The organism is Palleronia rufa, assembly GCF_000743715.1.
GTDB classification, from domain to species: Bacteria; Pseudomonadota; Alphaproteobacteria; order Rhodobacterales; family Rhodobacteraceae; genus Palleronia; species Palleronia rufa.
On sequence record NZ_JQEY01000006.1, the window covers coordinates 58,128 to 74,695 of the forward strand.

General features: G+C 67.7%; 13 protein-coding genes, 1 tRNA gene and 1 pseudogene. 6 read left to right on the plus strand and 9 right to left on the minus strand.

What is annotated here, in order from left to right; translation table 11 throughout:
- Positions 1-81: 81 nt before the first annotated feature.
- From KW83_RS09850 to KW83_RS09860, 3 genes are read left to right on the plus strand one after another with little or no spacing between them, the layout of a single operon-like run.
- Positions 82-996 carry a methionyl-tRNA formyltransferase gene (locus KW83_RS09850; protein WP_036177984.1) on the plus strand — a complete coding sequence of 305 codons (915 nt, stop codon included), beginning with the start codon at positions 82-84 and terminating at the stop codon, positions 994-996.
- Positions 993-1,979 carry an ATP-grasp domain-containing protein gene (locus KW83_RS09855; RefSeq protein ID WP_036177986.1) on the plus strand — a complete coding sequence of 329 codons (987 nt, stop codon included), beginning with the start codon at positions 993-995 and terminating at the stop codon, positions 1,977-1,979. Before KW83_RS09850 ends, KW83_RS09855 begins: the two co-directional genes overlap by 4 nt.
- The gene (locus KW83_RS09860; protein WP_036177988.1) at positions 1,976-2,650 is read left to right on the plus strand and encodes an HAD family hydrolase; all 675 of its coding nucleotides are present in this window, start codon (positions 1,976-1,978) and stop codon (positions 2,648-2,650) included. The genes KW83_RS09855 and KW83_RS09860 overlap by 4 nt, the downstream gene beginning before the upstream one ends.
- Here the strand turns inward: KW83_RS09860 and KW83_RS09865 are convergent.
- Genes KW83_RS09865 through KW83_RS09875 form a run of 3 tightly spaced genes read right to left on the minus strand, consistent with a single transcriptional unit; the run spans position 2,640 to position 5,850 of the window.
- Positions 2,640-4,232, minus strand: coding sequence for a glycosyltransferase family protein (locus KW83_RS09865; protein ID WP_036177990.1), 1,593 nt, complete (start codon positions 4,230-4,232; stop codon positions 2,640-2,642). The genes KW83_RS09860 and KW83_RS09865 overlap by 11 nt on opposite strands.
- Positions 4,229-4,612 carry a GtrA family protein gene (locus tag KW83_RS09870; RefSeq protein ID WP_036177993.1) on the minus strand — a complete coding sequence of 128 codons (384 nt, stop codon included), beginning with the start codon at positions 4,610-4,612 and terminating at the stop codon, positions 4,229-4,231. The genes KW83_RS09865 and KW83_RS09870 overlap by 4 nt, the downstream gene beginning before the upstream one ends.
- 17 nt (positions 4,613-4,629) lie before the next feature.
- Complete coding sequence (locus KW83_RS09875) at positions 4,630-5,850, minus strand: glycosyltransferase family 4 protein (RefSeq protein WP_051928416.1); 1,221 nt, start codon at positions 5,848-5,850, stop codon at positions 4,630-4,632.
- Between the two features lie 194 nt (positions 5,851-6,044).
- On the opposite strand from KW83_RS09875, the gene KW83_RS09880 reads away from it, so the two are divergent.
- The 3 genes from KW83_RS09880 to KW83_RS09890 all read left to right on the plus strand — a co-directional run bounded on the left by KW83_RS09880 (position 6,045) and on the right by KW83_RS09890 (position 10,757).
- Positions 6,045-7,343 carry an O-antigen ligase family protein gene (locus KW83_RS09880; RefSeq protein ID WP_036177995.1) on the plus strand — a complete coding sequence of 433 codons (1,299 nt, stop codon included), beginning with the start codon at positions 6,045-6,047 and terminating at the stop codon, positions 7,341-7,343.
- A 113-nt stretch (positions 7,344-7,456) separates the two neighbouring features.
- A complete protein-coding gene (locus tag KW83_RS09885; protein ID WP_161785481.1) occupies positions 7,457-9,403 on the plus strand; it encodes a polysaccharide biosynthesis tyrosine autokinase in 1,947 nt (648 codons plus the stop codon).
- On the plus strand, positions 9,396-10,757 hold the full coding sequence (locus KW83_RS09890; protein WP_161785482.1) for a pectate lyase family protein: 1,362 nt from the start codon (positions 9,396-9,398) through the stop codon (positions 10,755-10,757). The genes KW83_RS09885 and KW83_RS09890 overlap by 8 nt, the downstream gene beginning before the upstream one ends.
- A gap of 15 nt (positions 10,758-10,772) precedes the next feature.
- Here the strand turns inward: KW83_RS09890 and KW83_RS19890 are convergent.
- From KW83_RS19890 to dtd, 6 genes and pseudogenes are all read right to left on the minus strand, one after another.
- Positions 10,773-11,487, minus strand: a pseudogene (locus KW83_RS19890) (IS5/IS1182 family transposase); the annotation flags it as partial.
- Between the two features lie 190 nt (positions 11,488-11,677).
- Complete coding sequence (locus KW83_RS09900; RefSeq protein ID WP_036178004.1) at positions 11,678-12,022, minus strand: DUF3140 domain-containing protein; 345 nt, start codon at positions 12,020-12,022, stop codon at positions 11,678-11,680.
- A 66-nt stretch (positions 12,023-12,088) separates the two neighbouring features.
- Complete coding sequence (locus KW83_RS09905; protein WP_036178006.1) at positions 12,089-13,990, minus strand: acyl-CoA synthetase; 1,902 nt, start codon at positions 13,988-13,990, stop codon at positions 12,089-12,091.
- Positions 13,991-14,103: 113 nt separating this feature from the next.
- Complete coding sequence (locus tag KW83_RS09910) at positions 14,104-15,888, minus strand: ABC transporter transmembrane domain-containing protein (protein ID WP_036178008.1); 1,785 nt, start codon at positions 15,886-15,888, stop codon at positions 14,104-14,106.
- An 87-nt stretch (positions 15,889-15,975) separates the two neighbouring features.
- Positions 15,976-16,049 (minus strand) — tRNA-Gly (locus KW83_RS09915).
- A gap of 53 nt (positions 16,050-16,102) precedes the next feature.
- Entirely contained in the window at positions 16,103-16,540 is a 438-nt protein-coding gene (gene dtd / locus KW83_RS09920) for a D-aminoacyl-tRNA deacylase (RefSeq protein ID WP_036178010.1), read from the minus strand.
- Positions 16,541-16,568: the final 28 nt, after the last annotated feature.

Below are 16,568 nucleotides of genomic sequence, written 5' to 3' on the forward strand. Positions count from 1 at the left end.
GTTCAGTTGAAGAGCGGCCGCAGGGCGGCTCATCCATGGTGCGGGCCGATCGGTCCGGGAACGACAACGCAGGTGCGCAGGATGATTGACAGGGCTGATCGGCCGAAGACGGCATTTCTCGGTGCGGTTGAGGGGTCTCGCCGGGCGTTGGAGGCTCTGTGCGATGCCGGTCATGTTCCGGATCTGGTCCTGACCATACCGGCAGAGGCCGCGGCGCGTCATTCCGACTACGCCGATCTGGCAGAGGTGGCGCGCAAGCATGATGTGCCGGTGTTCGAGACCAAGGACATCAACGACACAGCGACCCTGGCGGAACTGCGCGATCTTGCACCGGATTTGATCCTGGTCATCGGCTGGTCGCAGATCGCCAAGGCGGACTTTCGCGCCGTCCCGCGGCTCGGCACCGTCGGCTTTCACCCGGCGCCGCTGCCGCGCCTGCGCGGCCGCGCGGCCATTCCCTGGACCATCCTGGCTGGCCTTCAGGAGACCGCCGCGACGCTCTTCTGGATCGACGAGGGTTGCGACAGCGGCGATATTCTGATCCAGGGCGCCTTTCCGGTGGAGGCGCGGGAAACCGCACGCAGCCTCTACGACAAGCAGATAGAGACGCTGTGCCGCATCCTGCCGGAGGCGCTCGACCGCATCGCCGCGGGCGACGACATCCGCACGCGCCAGGACGGCGCGCAGGCAAGCTACTGCGCCCGCCGCACGGCAGAGGACGGCAGGATCGACTGGACGCTGACCGCGGCTGACGTCGACCGGCTGATTCGTGCGGTGGGAGAGCCCTATCCCGGAGCCTTCACCGATCATGCCAAGGGGCGGCTCTGGATCGACTCGGCCAGGGTCCACGACGGTCCGCCGGGATATATCGGGATGCCCGGTCAACTTCAGGAAGTTGGCGACACGCTCATCGTCAACTGCGCGGGCTTCTCGGCGATAGAGGTGATTGGATGGCGGGGTGAGCTTCCTGCCCGCCACACGGTGATGGGCCGATGAGCGCACCCGTCCGCGTTCTCTTCACATCGGCCGGACGTCGTGCCGGTCTGGTCGCGTGTTTTCGCCAAAGTGCGGAGGCGCTCGGCCACCGGATCGAAGTTCACGCCTGCGATCTCTCGCCCGGGCTCAGCGCCGCGTGTCTGGCGGCGGAGCATGCCTTTCAGGTGCCGCGCTGCACCGATGCCGGCTATATCGACGCCCTCCTTCAGTATTGCGATGCGCAGGCGATTGGCCTCCTGGTGCCCACCATCGACACCGAACTGGCCGTGTTGGCACGGTCTGCAGACCGGTTTGCGGCGCATGGAACCCGCGTCCACGTGGGATCCGAAGACTATATCGACGTGATCCGCGACAAGGGCGAGACCTGTGCCCGCCTGGCCCGGGCAGGGCTGGCCGTGCCGCGCACCTTCACGCTCGACGATCTGCGCGCGCCCGGGGCCGACCTGCCGTGGCCACTTTTCGCCAAACCCGCGGGGGGCAGCGCCAGCCGTGGGCTGGCCGTGCTCGAGGGGCCCGGGGACGTGGAGCGGGACTATCCGGAGCCGATGATCTTTCAGGAGTTCCTTCGGGGGCCGGAATACACGATCAACGTGTTCGTGGACCGCGGCGGCCAATTTCGTACCGCCGTTCCGCACCTGCGGATTTCCGTCCGTGCCGGTGAGGTCGAAAAGGGGCGCACCGTCCGGGATCCGCGTTTCACGCGGATCGCCCGCCAGCTTGTTGCGGCCATCCCTGGCGCGTCTGGCGCGCTGTGCTTTCAGCTCATCGACGATCCGGACCGTGGCCCCTGCGTGTTCGAGATCAATGCGCGGTTCGGCGGAGGCTACCCGTTGGCACACGCATCCGGCGCGGTTTTCGCGCGCTGGCTTCTGGAAGAAATCACCGGACAGCCCGGCAGCGCCCATGACGACTGGGCGGCGGGGGTGGAGATGATCCGCTACGACGCAGCGATCTTCCGCGATGCAGAAGGCAACCGGCTGTGAGCCGCCCGTTCATCGTCTTCGACATGGACGACACGCTCTACCTGGAGCGCGATTTCTGCCTTTCCGGCTACCGCGCCGTCGGCGACGCGGCCCGGTCCGAGTTCGGCATCGACGGGCTGGAGGCCGCGGCAGGCAAGCTGTTTCTGGGCGGAGAGCGGTCGCGGATCTTCGATCGCGCTCTGACGGCGCTGGGCCACGCACCGGATCGGGGCATGGTAGACCATTTCGTTTCGATCTACCGGAGCCACATGCCCCGCATTGCACTCGCTCCCGACGCACGGAGGTACCTGGAGCGGATGGAGGGGCCGGGTGGATTGATCACCGACGGTCCTGCCGCGACCCAGGGTTCGAAGGCGGCGGCCCTGGGGCTTTCCAGGTGGCTGGATCCCATCCTGCTGACCGGCGCCATGGGCGCGGGGGCCGGCAAGCCGTCGCCGGTCGCCTACGCGGAGGTGGAGCGGCTGACAGGGCGGGCGGGCGACACCCTTGCCTATGTCGCGGACAACCCGGCCAAGGATTTCGTCACGCCCCGGGCCCGCGGATGGCGCACCGTTATGATCGCCCGGGCCGAGCGCGTGCACACCGCGCCCGCGCCGAATGCTGCGCATGAGGCGCATCGCCGGATCGAGACGCTCGATGCCCTGGACGCCGCTCTGGACCTTATCGGCTGAGCGCCGCCTCCGGCACCCACAGCACGGCGTCGCCGTAGCGGTCGCTGAAATTTACCGCGGGATCGGGTCTGTAGCCATTGGCTTTTGCCCAGGCGACGAAGGGCGCTTCGAGATCGGGCGCGAAGCCGGTGAGCACGGCCGCCGGCGGCTCCGCGTCCAGAAGCGCGGCGACGCCATCCGGTCCGACAACGGCAAAGAGCGCGGTGTCGTCCGGGGCTCCCATGGGCATGACGCGGTAGCCGAACGGCCCCGTTGCGAATTCCGGATAGACGGCAAGTCCGGCCTCCAGCGGATAGACCGGCGAAAGCGTCGCGATCCGCCCTGCCTCTCCGCCCAGGGCATCGCGGATGCTCTGTCCCGCGGCCTCGACCCTCTGGTGGGTCATCGGTGCGCCCAAGGCACCCTTGGCAAGGGCCTCCCCGATCCGTGGCAGCGCCAGGACGAACATCGTGCCGACCAATCCCGCCAGCACCAGCCGGAGCGTTGGCTTGGCGCCTGGTGGAACGCCGCGCCACAGGATTGCGGGGATGAGCACGAAACCGATGATCGGCAGGACGAAATATTGCGGAAAGGACGGGGTGGGCAGGAAGCTGGCCGCCATGACGATCACCGTCACCGTCAGGGTGACGACCAGCGCCGCGATCGACAGACGCTCCCGCCCGGCGGTCAGCAGGGCGAGTACGATGGCCGCCACGGACAGGATCAGAAGATTGGTGTCGGCAAGCCAGATCTCGACGGCCAGACGCAGCTTTCCGGACAGACCCATGACGACGCCCGGCTCGCTGTACCTCATGGCGTCCCAATAGGCGAGATGCGGACCGGTATGGTAGCCGGCGACATGGGCGATCAAGAGGTCCGGATCCGCCATGAGCATTGCGAAGAGCGGCGCCGCAGCAAGCAACCCGCCGACGGCCATTGGCAACGTGACGGTGACCAGCCTTTCGCGGAACGGCAGGTGCCAGGGCAGCAGAAACGCCGCGATGGCGAGGGGCGGGACCAGCACGAAGCTGCTGATCTTGACCCCCACGGCGATCGACAGGCACACCCCGGCTCCGAAGGCCGCCAGCGCCCGGCGCCGCACCCCCGAAATCGCCAGCACGAAAAGCGCCAGCCCGCCGAAGGCCGGTCCGATCTGCAGGAAGTTGTTGGTGGCTGTCATGCCGGGCACGGTCAGCAGATGGATGTTCGCCGCGACCGCGACCACGGAGGTCAGCGCCACCATCCGGTCACCCGACAGCGCCCGCACGGCCGCCCAGATGCCCCATAGCGTGATCGCCCAGGCCAGCACGATACCGAGCCGCGCGGCCAGGACCAGATGATCGCCGGGAAGGATCAGGTAGAGGGCGCGAAAGTACCATGCCGAATAGGGAGTGTGGTTGTAGAAGATGTCTTCGTAGAGCGCGTATTGCCCCAGCAGGGCGGCCGGCGGGATGTAGAGCTGCTCATCCGCCCTGAGTTCGTACCCCAGCACCCGGAGGGCGATGCCCAGAAACAGGATCGCCATGAGCGCACCGGGAAGGAGCGCGGTAAGCCGCCCCGCGGAGACGCGCGTCCGGCCCGCGGGTTCACGCAGCGCCGTCATCCTTCCCGCCTCCGCATGAGCCGTGACAGGACCAGGAACGACAAGGCCGCCATGGGCAACAGCATCAGGCCTTGGGCGATGGCAGCGGGCATCACCTCGGACAGCGCCCATAGAAACAGAAGGTTGACGCCATAGAGCACCAGATAGGCCAGCGCGTAGGACGGCAGCCGACCGACGCCACGGGTGCCGAAAACGTAGCGGCCGTGGAGCATGTAGTTGAACGGGATCCCCAGGGCGAACTGGAGCGCCAGGGCAAGGCCCGGTGCCAGTCCCAACGTTAGTCCCAGCAGGAAGACGCCGTAGCCGAAGCCCGTATTCACCACGCCCGTGCCCAGGAACCGTGCGAACCGTGCGTCCATGAGCAGGCGGACAACCGTCATCGAACCTCTCTCCTCGATCATCTCACTGCCGCGCCCCGGGTGGCATCGGCGTCCGGCGCGCCCTTGCCCGGGCAGGCACCGTAGGCCGATCCCAGAAGCGCCTCGTAGGCACGTTCGACCGATTGCACGCTGGGGCGCAGGCCAAAGCGGGCATGCACGCTTTCTCTTGCGCGATCGGCGATCGAACGACGATAGGCCGGGCTGTCGGCCAGGTCCTGCACCGCGGCCGCGAAGCCGTCCAGATCGTCATGGGCGACCAGGAGCCCGGTTTTGCCGTGGTCGATGGCCTCCGGGTTTCCGCCGTGATCCGTGGCCACGACCGGAACGCCCAGATCCATGGCCTCGATCAGCGTGCGTCCGAAGGGCTCGTTCAGCGCGGTGACGATCAGCATGTCGAGCGCGCTCATCGGGCCCGCGATACCGGGTCTGTGACCCATCAGATGGACCCGGTCGCATAGCCCCAGGCGCGCGATCTCCGCCCGGACCGTGTCCATCATGCCGGGCGTCTCTTCCTGCCCGAAGATGCAGCCGTGGACCTCTCGATCCGGCATCCGCCCGGCCGCCCGCGCGATCACCTTGACGAAAACGTCCGGACGCTTGCGCAGATTGAGAAAGCCCACATAGCCCAGGACGAGCGCGTCCGCGCCGGCACCGATTTCCTGGCGCAAGCGGGCCCGTTCCGCCGTCACATCGCGGGGCGTCGGAGAGAAATCGAACGGGCTCCGCGCCACCTCGACCCGGTCGCCCATCACGCGCCTGGCCCGCGGCGGCGTCGCGAAATGCGACACGGTAAGCATCCGGTCGGCCAGGTGCGGGGCGAACCAGTTGGCGAACCGTTTGGAGGGGTCCTCGCGGTGGTGCCAGAGCAGCTTCGCCCCGCCCAGCTTGGCCGGAAGCGCCCAGTTCACATGCATCCGCCCGTCGTTGGTGTGCACGATGTCGGCTGCGGTCTCACGGATGAGACGGATCATCCGGGGAAGTGAACGGGCCATGTACGCCGCGGGAGAAACATCCAGCGCGCCGCGCACCGCTTTCGGGGCCATGATGGGCGCGTCGATGATCCGCGTCTCGATACCGGCATCGCGCACGTAGTCTTCCAGGGTTCCGCCGCCGCGGTGCAGCAGGACCAGGGGGCGGAACCGCGCCGCGTCGAGGCGGCGCGCCACCGCGAGGGCCGACACATGGCTGCCGCCGACGGTGTCGCCGCCGACGAACGGAAAGAGAATGGTCGCTGACACGTCCGGTAGGTTCCGCTAAAAGGTCTGTGCAGGCGGAGTTTCCGGCGCCTTGGCGCCGGGAGCAAGCGCGCATAGTAGTCGGTCACTCACCCGGTCGGGGTATTTCTTCCAAGATGCTGTCAGGTATATCGGGGCCGACCGGAGATGCGCAGCCGCCCTCCGATCCTGACCTTCGGGGCGAGCCACGTGATACCATGAGCGACCTTTCCCAACACGCGCAGGTCTCCCGGCCCGGTCCCGCGGGCCAGAGCTACGCCCCCGCGACGCCGGCAAGGGCCGATGACCGGCTGGGCTTCTGGCTGGCCGCCGCAGTGGTGTTCCTCAGCCCATACAATAATATCGTGCTGCCGAACATCTACATCACCGGTGCCGATATTCTTGCCCTGGCGTCCGTCGTCATCCTCGCCGTGACCGGACGCCTGTCGCTTGACCCGTTCGGGCGGCTGACGACCATCTGGCTGGCGGCCTTCGCGCTTCTGGCAACCGGCATGCTGGTCGGATCGCTGGTGGCGAACCGTCCCCTGGGCGCCGTCGTGGTGCTCAGCCAGTACAGTTTCGCGTTTTTGCTGCTGCCTCTGGTGATCTGCCGGCGCAGCTACCGCGATTGTTCCCTGCTGCTGCTGATCTTCGTTGCCACGATCCTGATCGCGGTGATCCACGGCGCCTATGTTTTCAACTACGTCGAGAACCCGCCGCGCAATATCGTTTCGGCCTCCGGTCGCCTGCGAACGGTCCTCGGGCGTGAGAACGGTGCCGCGGCGATGATCGCGACGGCGGCGATCGTCGCACTCTATCTGTGCGCCACCCGCTGGCTGCATCCGCTTCTGGGCGCGGTGATCATCCTGACACTGATCTACGGTATCGTCCTGACCGCGTCGAACACCGGCATCATGGCGCTGGTGGCCGGTGTGGCGACCCTGTCCGTCCTGATGCGCGGCTATCGCGGCTATCTCGCTCTGCTGTTCTGCGTCGGTGCCGGTATGCTGGCCTTCGTCATCATGGGTCCGGAAATCCTGCCAGAGAAATTTTCGGACCGCGTGCTCGGTGCCGTCTCGTCCGGCGATATCGAACAGGCCGGCACGTTTTCCGACCGGGTCATCCTGATGCAAGAGGGCTGGGATCTGGCGCGCGAATATGCGTTCATCGGCTTGGGCGCCGATGAGTTCCGTGAAATCAACAGCTACGGGCAGCCGGTCCACAACACCTATATCCTGCTTCTGGTAGAAGGCGGGGTGCTTTCCCTCGGCGGCCTCGTGGCGATGCTGGGTCTTTTCCTGATTACTGGCGCCATCCTCTACGCGGACCGCGAAACCCGCGACAGGGCGGCGCTGGTGATCGCCATGGGCATCACCTATGCGGTGCTGCTCAACGCCTTCGCCCATGTCTATGCCCGCTTCTGGATGGTGCCGCTGGCGCTGACCCTTGCCGTAGGGCTGTCCGCCGACGCGCCGCACAAGCGGAATCGCACCGATCGCCCTACTCGAAAGGCTTAGCGCGATACTTCTGCACCAATGCACGCCCCGGACGTGATAATGGTCCAGCAGGCTGCCGGTGTGTAGTTGAACAAGACCGGGGCGGGGAGCGCCACCGACGTGGGAGATAATTGGTGACATATAGTACCGAAGATTTGGCGGCGCCGAACCGGATCGGAACCGCCTGGGCCAACCTGGCGGACGGCGGCTTCAACCGCCGCCTCCCGGACCTCGACATCCTCGCAATCCTGCGCCGCAACCTGCGCTTCATCGTCGTGATCGTGGCGCTCATCGTCATCGCGACCGGCTGGTGGGTCAGCCGGCAGCCTCCCATCTTTCAGGCCGGTGCTGCGCTGGTGCTGGAAGCGTCGGATACCCCGTCGGAACTGGACACCGGCCAGAACCAGGGCAACGTCACCCCGACCACGGTCTTTACGGAGATCGAGGTCATGCGCTCCCGCGACTTCGCCGCCAACCTGGCAGAGCGGCTCGATCTCTTCGCGGACCCGCGTATCAACCCCCAGCCCATCGCCCCGACGGAACCCGGGCTGATCGCCAGAACGCTTCGGACCCTCGGCCTGTCGGCCGAGGGCGCCGTCGAAGAGATGTCTGCCGATGCCCGTCGCGAACGCGCGATCACCAACCTGCAGGGCCTTTACGCGGTCAGCGGCAATCCGCGCCACAACGTGATCGAGATCACCTCGACCCATCGCGACCCGGTGCTTGCGGCACGGATCGCGAACGGTGTGGCAGGGCTGTACATGAACAACACCCTGTCCAAGCAGGTCGCGAACCTCGACCGGCGTATCAAGTTTCTGGCCGCACGCAGCGATGAGCTGTCCGGCGATCTGAGCGCCCAGCAGGTCGCCATGACCAGCCTGATCCAGGACAACAAGCTGCGCGACGACGACGCGACCCGCCTGTTGCTGGCGGAACTGACCCCTCTCCAGCGACGCCTGAACGGTCTGAGCGAGGGGTCGGAGGCCCGCCAGACCGTGCAGACCCGCATCGACGAGATCGAGAAGGTGCTCAACAACCGCGTGAGCGCGGAGATCGAACTGGCCAAGCAAGAGCTTGCCCTGCAGACGGACATGAAACGTTTCGACACCGTCAACCAGCGCCTGAGTGAGCTTGAGGCCCAGAGAGACGCCGCCCAGTCGAACGCGCGCCAGATCTCCGTCGCGGAGGTTCCGCGCACGCCGATCGGACCCAACGCGCCGGCCTCGCTGGCCGTTGCCCTTGTCGCGGGCACGCTGCTCGCCGCGATCCTGGCGCTTTTCCGCGAAGGCCTCGACAGGCGCGTCCGCAGTCCCGGCCAGACAGAGGCGGAGACCGGCCTGAATGTCATCGCCTCCCTGCCCAAGCTGCCCTGGTCCGCCCTCCGCCAGCACAAGGGGCCCCATGCGATCATCGCAGCGAACGCCTATCCGGCCTTCTCCCAGGCCATCCGGTCGCTCGTCACCGCGGTTGACGCACGGGGCGAAGGGGGCGGTCGCTTCGTCTTCGTCGGCTCGCCCCTCGCGGCAGAGGGGAAATCCTCGATCGCCACATCCATGGCCGTTGCCGCCGCGATGGACGATCTCAAGGTCCTGCTCATCGACTTCGACGTGCATCGTGGCGGCGCCACCGCGGCCTTCAAGGCACCACCCGGCAAGACCACCGTCGGCAGCGTCCTGGGGGACGTCGACCTGCTGGAAAAGACGATCCAGAGCACCCCCTATCCCGGTGTCGATTTCCTCAACTTCCGGCACGGATCGCGGTTTTCGCGCAAGGTGGTGAACCAGCAGGGTCTGTCGAAATCGCTGGATGCCCTTCGGGAGCGCTACGACATGATCATCTTCGACACGCCTCCCTACCTCATCTCCGAGGAGTCGAACCGCCTCGGGCGCCTTTCCGATACCGCCATCCTGGTCAGCCGATGGGGCCGGACGGACCGGAATACCCTGACCCAGACGGCTCAGCGGATGCAGCGCAACGGTCTCAACGTCGCCGGTATCGTCGTGAACGGCGTCGAGCCGCGCCGTGCAGAGGTCTACGGCTATGTGGATTACGCCGCCTATGACTATGTCAAACGTGCCTAAGGCCCTCGCGCTCGGGTCGCTTCTGGCGCTGGCCCCCTTGTGGGCGGCGGCAGAGGGCATTGCCTTTCCAGGCGCAATGGGCTTCGGGGCAGAGGCCGTGGGCTGGAAAGGCGGCGCGATCACCCGCGTGACAACGCTCAAGGACGATGGGCCGGGGTCGCTCCGCGACTGCGCTGAGGCGGACGTCCCCCGCGTCTGCGTCTTCGACGTGTCCGGCACGATCAGCCTGAACAGCGATATCCGCGTCCGCCCGAACGTCTACATCGCCGGACAAACCGCTCCGGGCGACGGAGTGCAGATCCGTCTGGGCGACGGCACCAGCACGCCGGTCGTGGTCAAGAACTCCAATGACGTCGTGATCCGCTTTCTCAAGATCCGCCCCGGCGCGCCCGAGGTCGAGAACGCGGGTGTCGACGCCATCACGCTGGAAAACGCGACCCGTGTGTATCTGGATCATCTATCCCTAGGCTTCGCCACGGACGAGACCTTGAACATCCATGCCAGTCAGGGGTTGACCGCTGACATTACCGTAGCGAACAGCCTTCTGGCCTTCTCTCTTGACCGCTCCACGCACCCCAAGGGCCGGCATTCCAAGGGCGCCCTGATCTGCTCGATGGATCGAGGTGCGGACGGCTGTGGACGCGTCACCCTCATGCGCAACGTCTTTGCCCATCACCGCGACCGCAACCCGGACGTGAAGGCCACCGACACGGGTCCTGTCGAGGTCTTGAACAACGTATTCTACGATCCGATCAGCCAGTTCGGCGAGTACTACAACCTCTACGGGCTGACCCGGATCGCTCATATCGGCAATCTGACAGTGCCGGGCCCCAGCACGAACTGGAAGACGCCCGTCGCGGTCGAGCTCTATCTTCTCGGCAATGGCGAGATCGAACTTGAGGCGCGCGACAACCTGGCGTTGCGGCGCTGCAAATCGGACCGCAACGGTACGGTGCTCGGCCCGGTGGCCCGGGCCAACCGCTCCCCCGCGCCGATCCTGTCGGCCAACCGTCCGCTTCTGGAGGTCGGCGATCTGCTCAAGACGCTCCTGCCCATCGTCGGCGACCGCCTGCCGGATGGCGGACATAGGGACGCGCTCGACACGCGGGCCGTCGCGGATATTCGGGATTGCACGGGCAAAGTCATCGATACGGCGGCCGAGGTCGGCGGCTGGCCGGAGATCGCCGCCAGCCCTCCGCCGGCCGACACCGATGGCGACGGTTTACCGGACATGTTCGAAAGCGGCCGACCCGGGCTCGACCCCGCGCGCGCCGACGATCCGTGGACGCAGGATCCCGAAACCGGGCTAAGCTATGCCGAAACGTGGCTCGCCGAACTGGCGGGCGACCTCTAGGGATTGTGACCAGGGCCAGAAGATGACGGCGAGTGCTACGGCCGACAGGAAGACCCTGGGGCAACGGTCGTAGCGGCCTGCGACCCGGCGCCAGTCCGTTGGGCCGCCGAACACGATTTCGTTGCGGTTGCGTCGCATGTATCGCCGCGTGTCGTGAGACTTCCGGCCGGGGACGCAAGGGCCTATCCCGTTGTCTTCCAAGGCTCCGCGGAACCAGTCGGCGTCGTGGCCCCGGCAGGCGGTCCCGCGGTCGACCGCAGGAAGGGGGCCACACAGCGCCCGCACGCCGAAATCTTCGCTGACCTGGCCAGCCCTGACGAAGAACCGGATGGGGCGTTTGACGCTGTCGGTGACGGCGTGCCGCGTCGTGTTCGTCCCGCCCGTGGTGCGGCCGATCAGGTCTCCACGCACCCCGGTTTTCAAGCGCGGGCTGGTCTCTGTCCGGTGTGTCTTGAGGGAGGTCGCGTCGATCACCACCGGGTTCCTCCGCGGCAGGTCCCGCAAGGATCCGTGCGAACACCCCCGTCTGTTCGACCGCTTCCGACGGCGGGAGGGGGTCCTGGCGCGGCCCGTCCCCCCCGGCATCGCATCAACGCAATCCATTGCGATTGATGAAGATTATGCCAGAGAACACACGCCTGTCGTCGGTGCGGGGCTTGCCGTGTGGCTTCGGGAAGGAGCGCGCGGGACGCACCATCTGTCCGTCGCCCGGCCAGAACGGGCCGCTCATGACATCGCTCGCTTTTTCGAGCAGTGAATCAGAGGGTTAGCGTCCCATCGACGGGTCCTGAGACGCTGGGGGTATCGGTCTTCGAACCCGGAGATTCGGGACCCCCGGTGCCTGCCGGGCTTTTCGGAGATCCCTGCAAGATCGACGTATGAATCGTGTAAGAGTCCCGTAGGACCCCGGTCCGTTCCGGTTACTCGGCGCAACCGCCGTCGGCGAGCGGATCGTGGCCCCAGTTCATCAGCGAATAGCGCCAGGTGGAGCTTTCGATGTCGCCATCCGGAACCTGCGCACAGTGGCGGCGGACATAGCCCACGACCTTGCCCATATGGTCCCACTGGTCGTCGGTCAGATCGTCCTTGTCGGTGCGCTTGATCGACACGATGCGGCGGCCCGAGGCGTGCCCTGTGCTCTCACCGTCCGCGTCGTCGCCGACCGCGCGGGACTCCTCGGTCTCCAGCCACTCTTCCAGTTCCCTGGGCGCCATGTTCATCAGCGCGCGCCAGTCGTCCCAAATCTCGTCGCGGGATTTCGCCATCGGTCCCTCCGTGCCTTTGTGGCGAAACCGGCGGCGGGGGGCCGGAGTTCCGGGGCGCGGCCTGCGTCACTCCGCCCCGGTGCCGGTCCCGGCATCCCATTCCCAGGGCCGGGTAAAATCGCCAAGGACACGGGCCACGGCGGCGTCGTCCACGTCACCGGTGCGGCCCACGCAGGCGACGAGGCCGCGGCGCTTGTCCTCCGTGACGCGGGTGATCTCGGCGGCCAGGCCCGCCTCCGCCAGGGCGTCGTTGTAGACGCGGATGATGGCGCGGCGGCGCAGGTCGGGCTTGAACACCTTGCCCACGGCGGTCTTGGGCAGTTCGTCCAGGATCTCTATCCGCTTGGGCCAGGCGGCGCGTTCGGAGATCCGGCCCTTGGCGAAATCGCGCAGCTCGTCCTCGGTCACGGTGGCGCCGGCACAGAGTTCCACATAGGCGCAGGGGAGTTCGCCGGCATGGGCGTCGGGCTGGCCGATGGCGCCGGCCATGGCCACGGCGTCATGGCCGGCCAGCGCCTCCTCGATCTCGGCGGGGTCGATGTTGTGGCCGCCGCGGATGATCAGATCCTTGGCGCGCCCCGTGATCCAGAGATAGCCGTCGGCGTCGACGCGGCCCAGATCGCCGGTGCGCAGGAAGTCGCCATGGTAGAGGTCGCGGTTCTTGGACTGGTCGGAATAGGTATCGCCGACGATGACGCCGGGATTCGACACGCAGATCTCTCCCACCACGTCGGTGGGACATTCCCTGGCGCCGTCCGCCGTGTCGTGGAAGATCTTTACCTTCGTGTAGGGGAACGGCAGACCGACCGAGCCGATCTTCTTCTCGCCGTCGGGCGGGTTGATGGAGACGAGGCAGGTCGCCTCGGTCAGGCCGTAGCCTTCGCAGATGGTGACGCCGGCGGCTTCCTCGAACCGGCGGTAGAGCTCCACCGGAAGGGGCGAAGAGCCGCAGAAGGCGATGTTCAGCCGCGAGATGTCGGCATCGACCTTGCGCTGCATCAGCGCCGACATGGCGGTGGGCACGGTGATCATGAAGGTGATCCCGTAGCGTTCGCAGAGCTTCCAGAAGTTGTCGAACACGCCATCGCCGCGATAGCCCTGCGGCGTGGGGAACACCACATGAGCGCCCGAGGCGATGGAGGCGCCCATGACCACCACGGCGGCGAAGACGTGGAACATGGGCAGCGGGCAGATCAGCGCGTCGGTCTCGCTGAACAGCAGCTCCTGGCCCAGCCAGCCGTTGTAGATGATGCCCGACTGGCGGTGCTGCGCGACCTTCGGCATCCCGGTGGTACCGCCGGTGTGGAAGTTGGTGCAGATCCGGTCCGTCGCAGGATCGTCGAACTGCAGCGTCCTGGGCTGCCCGGCGAGGGCCTTGGCGAAGGACTGCACCCGGGCGTCATGGGCGACTTCGACCTTGGGGCGCATCAGCGGGACGGCCAGCTTCTTGATCCCGGTCAGGTAGCGGTGGAGATCGACCTCCAGCACGTGGCGCACGTTCGGCGCCTCGGCCACGGCGGCGGCGGCCTTCTGGGCGACGTCGGTCTTGGGAAAGGCGCGCAGCGTGACCAACACCTTGGCGCCGGTCTCGCGCAGGATGGCGGCGATCTGGCCGGAGTCGAGCAACGGGTTGATCGGCGCGACAACGCCCGCGACCATGCCGCCGAGATAGGTCACCACCGTCTCGTTGCAGTTGGGCAGCAGGTAGGCGATCTTGTCCTGCGGCCCCACCCCGAGGTCGCGAAAGAGGTTGGCGGCCTGGGCGACCTGGGCGCGCAGGTCGGACCAGGTCAGGGTCTCGGCCTTGTCGCGGGGGTCGGAGAAGAGCTGGAAGGTGACCGCCGGCCGGTCGGCGAAGCGGTCGGCGGTGCGGGTGATCTGCTCCCAGACGGTGCGCGGGACGTCGCGCTCCGCCCAGGGGGCGACGCCCTCGATCCTGTGGCGGTCCTGTGCTGTCGCGTATCCCATGGCATCCTCCCAAATGGCCGTTGGCCGACTGTCTGGCGCAGTCGGGCCATGGCGCCAAGTCTGACGCAGCGGCGCGTGAGGGCAAGCGCTAACCCGGGCGGCGGCGGCGCGGGCTATTCCGCGGCGAGGCCGGCGGTGAACTGGAGCCGGGCGAGGCGGGCGTAGAGGCCGCCCTCTGCCACCAGCTCGTCATGGGTGCCCTGGGCGACGATCCGTCCGGCATCGAACACCAGGATGCGGTCGGCCTTTTTCACCGTGGCCAAGCGGTGCGCGACCACCAGCGTGGTGCGGCCGCGGGCCAGGCGGTCCACGGCGCGCTGGACCAGCACCTCGGATTCGGCGTCGAGGGCGCTGGTCGCCTCATCCAGCAACAGCACGGCGGCGTCGCGCAGGATGGCGCGGGCGATGGCGACGCGCTGTTTCTGCCCCCCCGACAGCATCACGCCGCGTTCGCCCACATAGGTGTCGTAGCCCTGCGGCAGGGCCATGAGGAAATCGTGCGCGGCGGCGGCGCGGGCGGCCTCTTCCACCTCCCGGTCGGTGGCGCCGGGCCGGCCGAAGCGGATGTTGTCGCGCGCCGAGGCGGCGAAGATCACCGGATCCTGCGGGACCAGCGCGATGTGCCGGCGGAAGTCCGGGCGCGCCATGTCGCGCAGGTCCCGGCCGTCGAGCCGGATGGCGCCGGACTGCGGATCGTAAAAGCGCAGCAGAAGCTGGATGATCGTGGTCTTGCCGGCGCCGGAGGGGCCGACCAGTGCGACGGTCTCGCCGGGGGTCACGGTCAGCGACACGTCGTCCAGCGCCGCGGTCTCGCTTCGGGCGGGATAGGCGAAGGTCACGTTGTCGAAGTCGATCCGGCCCTGGGCGGCGTCGGCGTGCAGCGGCGTCGCGGGGTCGGTCACGCTGTCGGTGGCGGTCAGAAGCTCGACCAGCCGTTCGGTCGCGCCGGCGGCGCGCTGCAGCTCTCCCCAGATCTCCGACAGGGCGCCGACCGCGCCGGCCACCAGCACGGCATAGATGACGAACTGCACCAGCTCGCCCACGCTCATCGTCCCGGCGCGGACGTCGCGGGCGCCGATCCACAGCACGCCGACGATGCCGACGAACACCAGCAGGATGACCAGCACGGTCATCAGCGCGCGGACGGCGATCCGGCGGCGGGCGGCGTCGAAGCTCTTTTCGGTGACGCGGGCGAAGGTGTCCCGGGACAGCGCCTCATGGGTGAAGGCCTGCACGGTCTGGACCGAGGACAGGGATTCGGACGCGTTGCCCGAGGATTCCGCGATCCAGTCCTGGTTCTGGCGGCTGAGGACGCGCAGGCGGCGGCCCAGCACGATGATCGGCACGACCACCAGCGGGACCAGCGCCATGACCAGCAGCGCCAGCTTGGGAGAGGTGAAGACCAGCAGGGCCAGCCCGCCGACCAGGATCAGCGCGTTGCGCAGCGCGACCGAGACCGAGGAGCCGATGACCGACAGGATCAGCGTGGTGTCGGTGGTGATGCGGCTCAGCACCTCTCCGGTCATGATCCGCTCGTAGAAGGCGGGGGACAGGCCGATGACGCGGTCGAACACGGCCTTGCGGATGTCGGCGACGACGCGCTCTCCCAGCCGGGTCACCAGGTAGTAGCGCAGGCCGGTGCCCAGGGCCATGACCGTGGCGATGGCCAGGAAGGCCAGGAAATACTGGTCGAGGAGCGCCTCTGCGGTGGTTTCGAACCCGTCCACGACGCGGCGCACGGCGATGGGCAGCACCAGCGACACGGCGGCGGTGAAGACCAGCGCGGAGAGTGCCGCGGTCAGCATCAGCCGGTAGCGCGCCAGGAACGGCCAGAGCGCGGCCAGGGCGCCGATCTGCTTGGATCCCGGACGGTCCTGGGTGGGGCTGGGTTTGGGCAAGACGGCGCTCCGGGCTTTCGTGGCCCCAGCGGTGTTCCACCCCCGCCGGGGCAATGCAAGCCGTCCGACCGTCGCAGCGGAGAAGGCTGGAGCGGGCGGCGGGAATCGAACCCGCATCATCAGCTTGGAAGGCTGAGGTCTTACCATTACACAACGCCCGCGTTGCGCCGTCACGATTAGCCGCTTGCCGGGCGGTGCGCAAGCCGGGGCGCGGTCAGCTTTCCAGCCAGATCGTCACCGGTCCGTCGTTGACCAGCGCCACCCGCATGTCGGCGCCGAAGCGGCCCTTGGCGGTGGGGATCCCCAGCGCCGCCAGCGCGGCGGCCACCCGGTCGCAGAGCGCGCGGGCCAGATCCGGCGCGGCGGCGGCCGAAAAGCCGGGCCGGTTCCCGCGCGCGGTGTCGGCGGCCAGGGTGAACTGGCTGACCACCAGCGCCGCCCCGCCGGTGTCGGCCAGGGACCGGTTCATCCGGCCGGCGTCGTCACGGAACATGCGCAGCCGCGCGATCCGGCCGGCGAGCGCGTCCGCCGCCACCCCGTCGTCGCCCCGCATGGCGCAGACGAGGATCAGCGCGCCGGGTCCGATGGCCGCGATGCGGGTGCCGTCCACCGTGACCGACGCCTCGCTCACCCGTTGCAGAACTGCGCGCATGGGACTCCTCCGATCCTGTCCGGCCCCG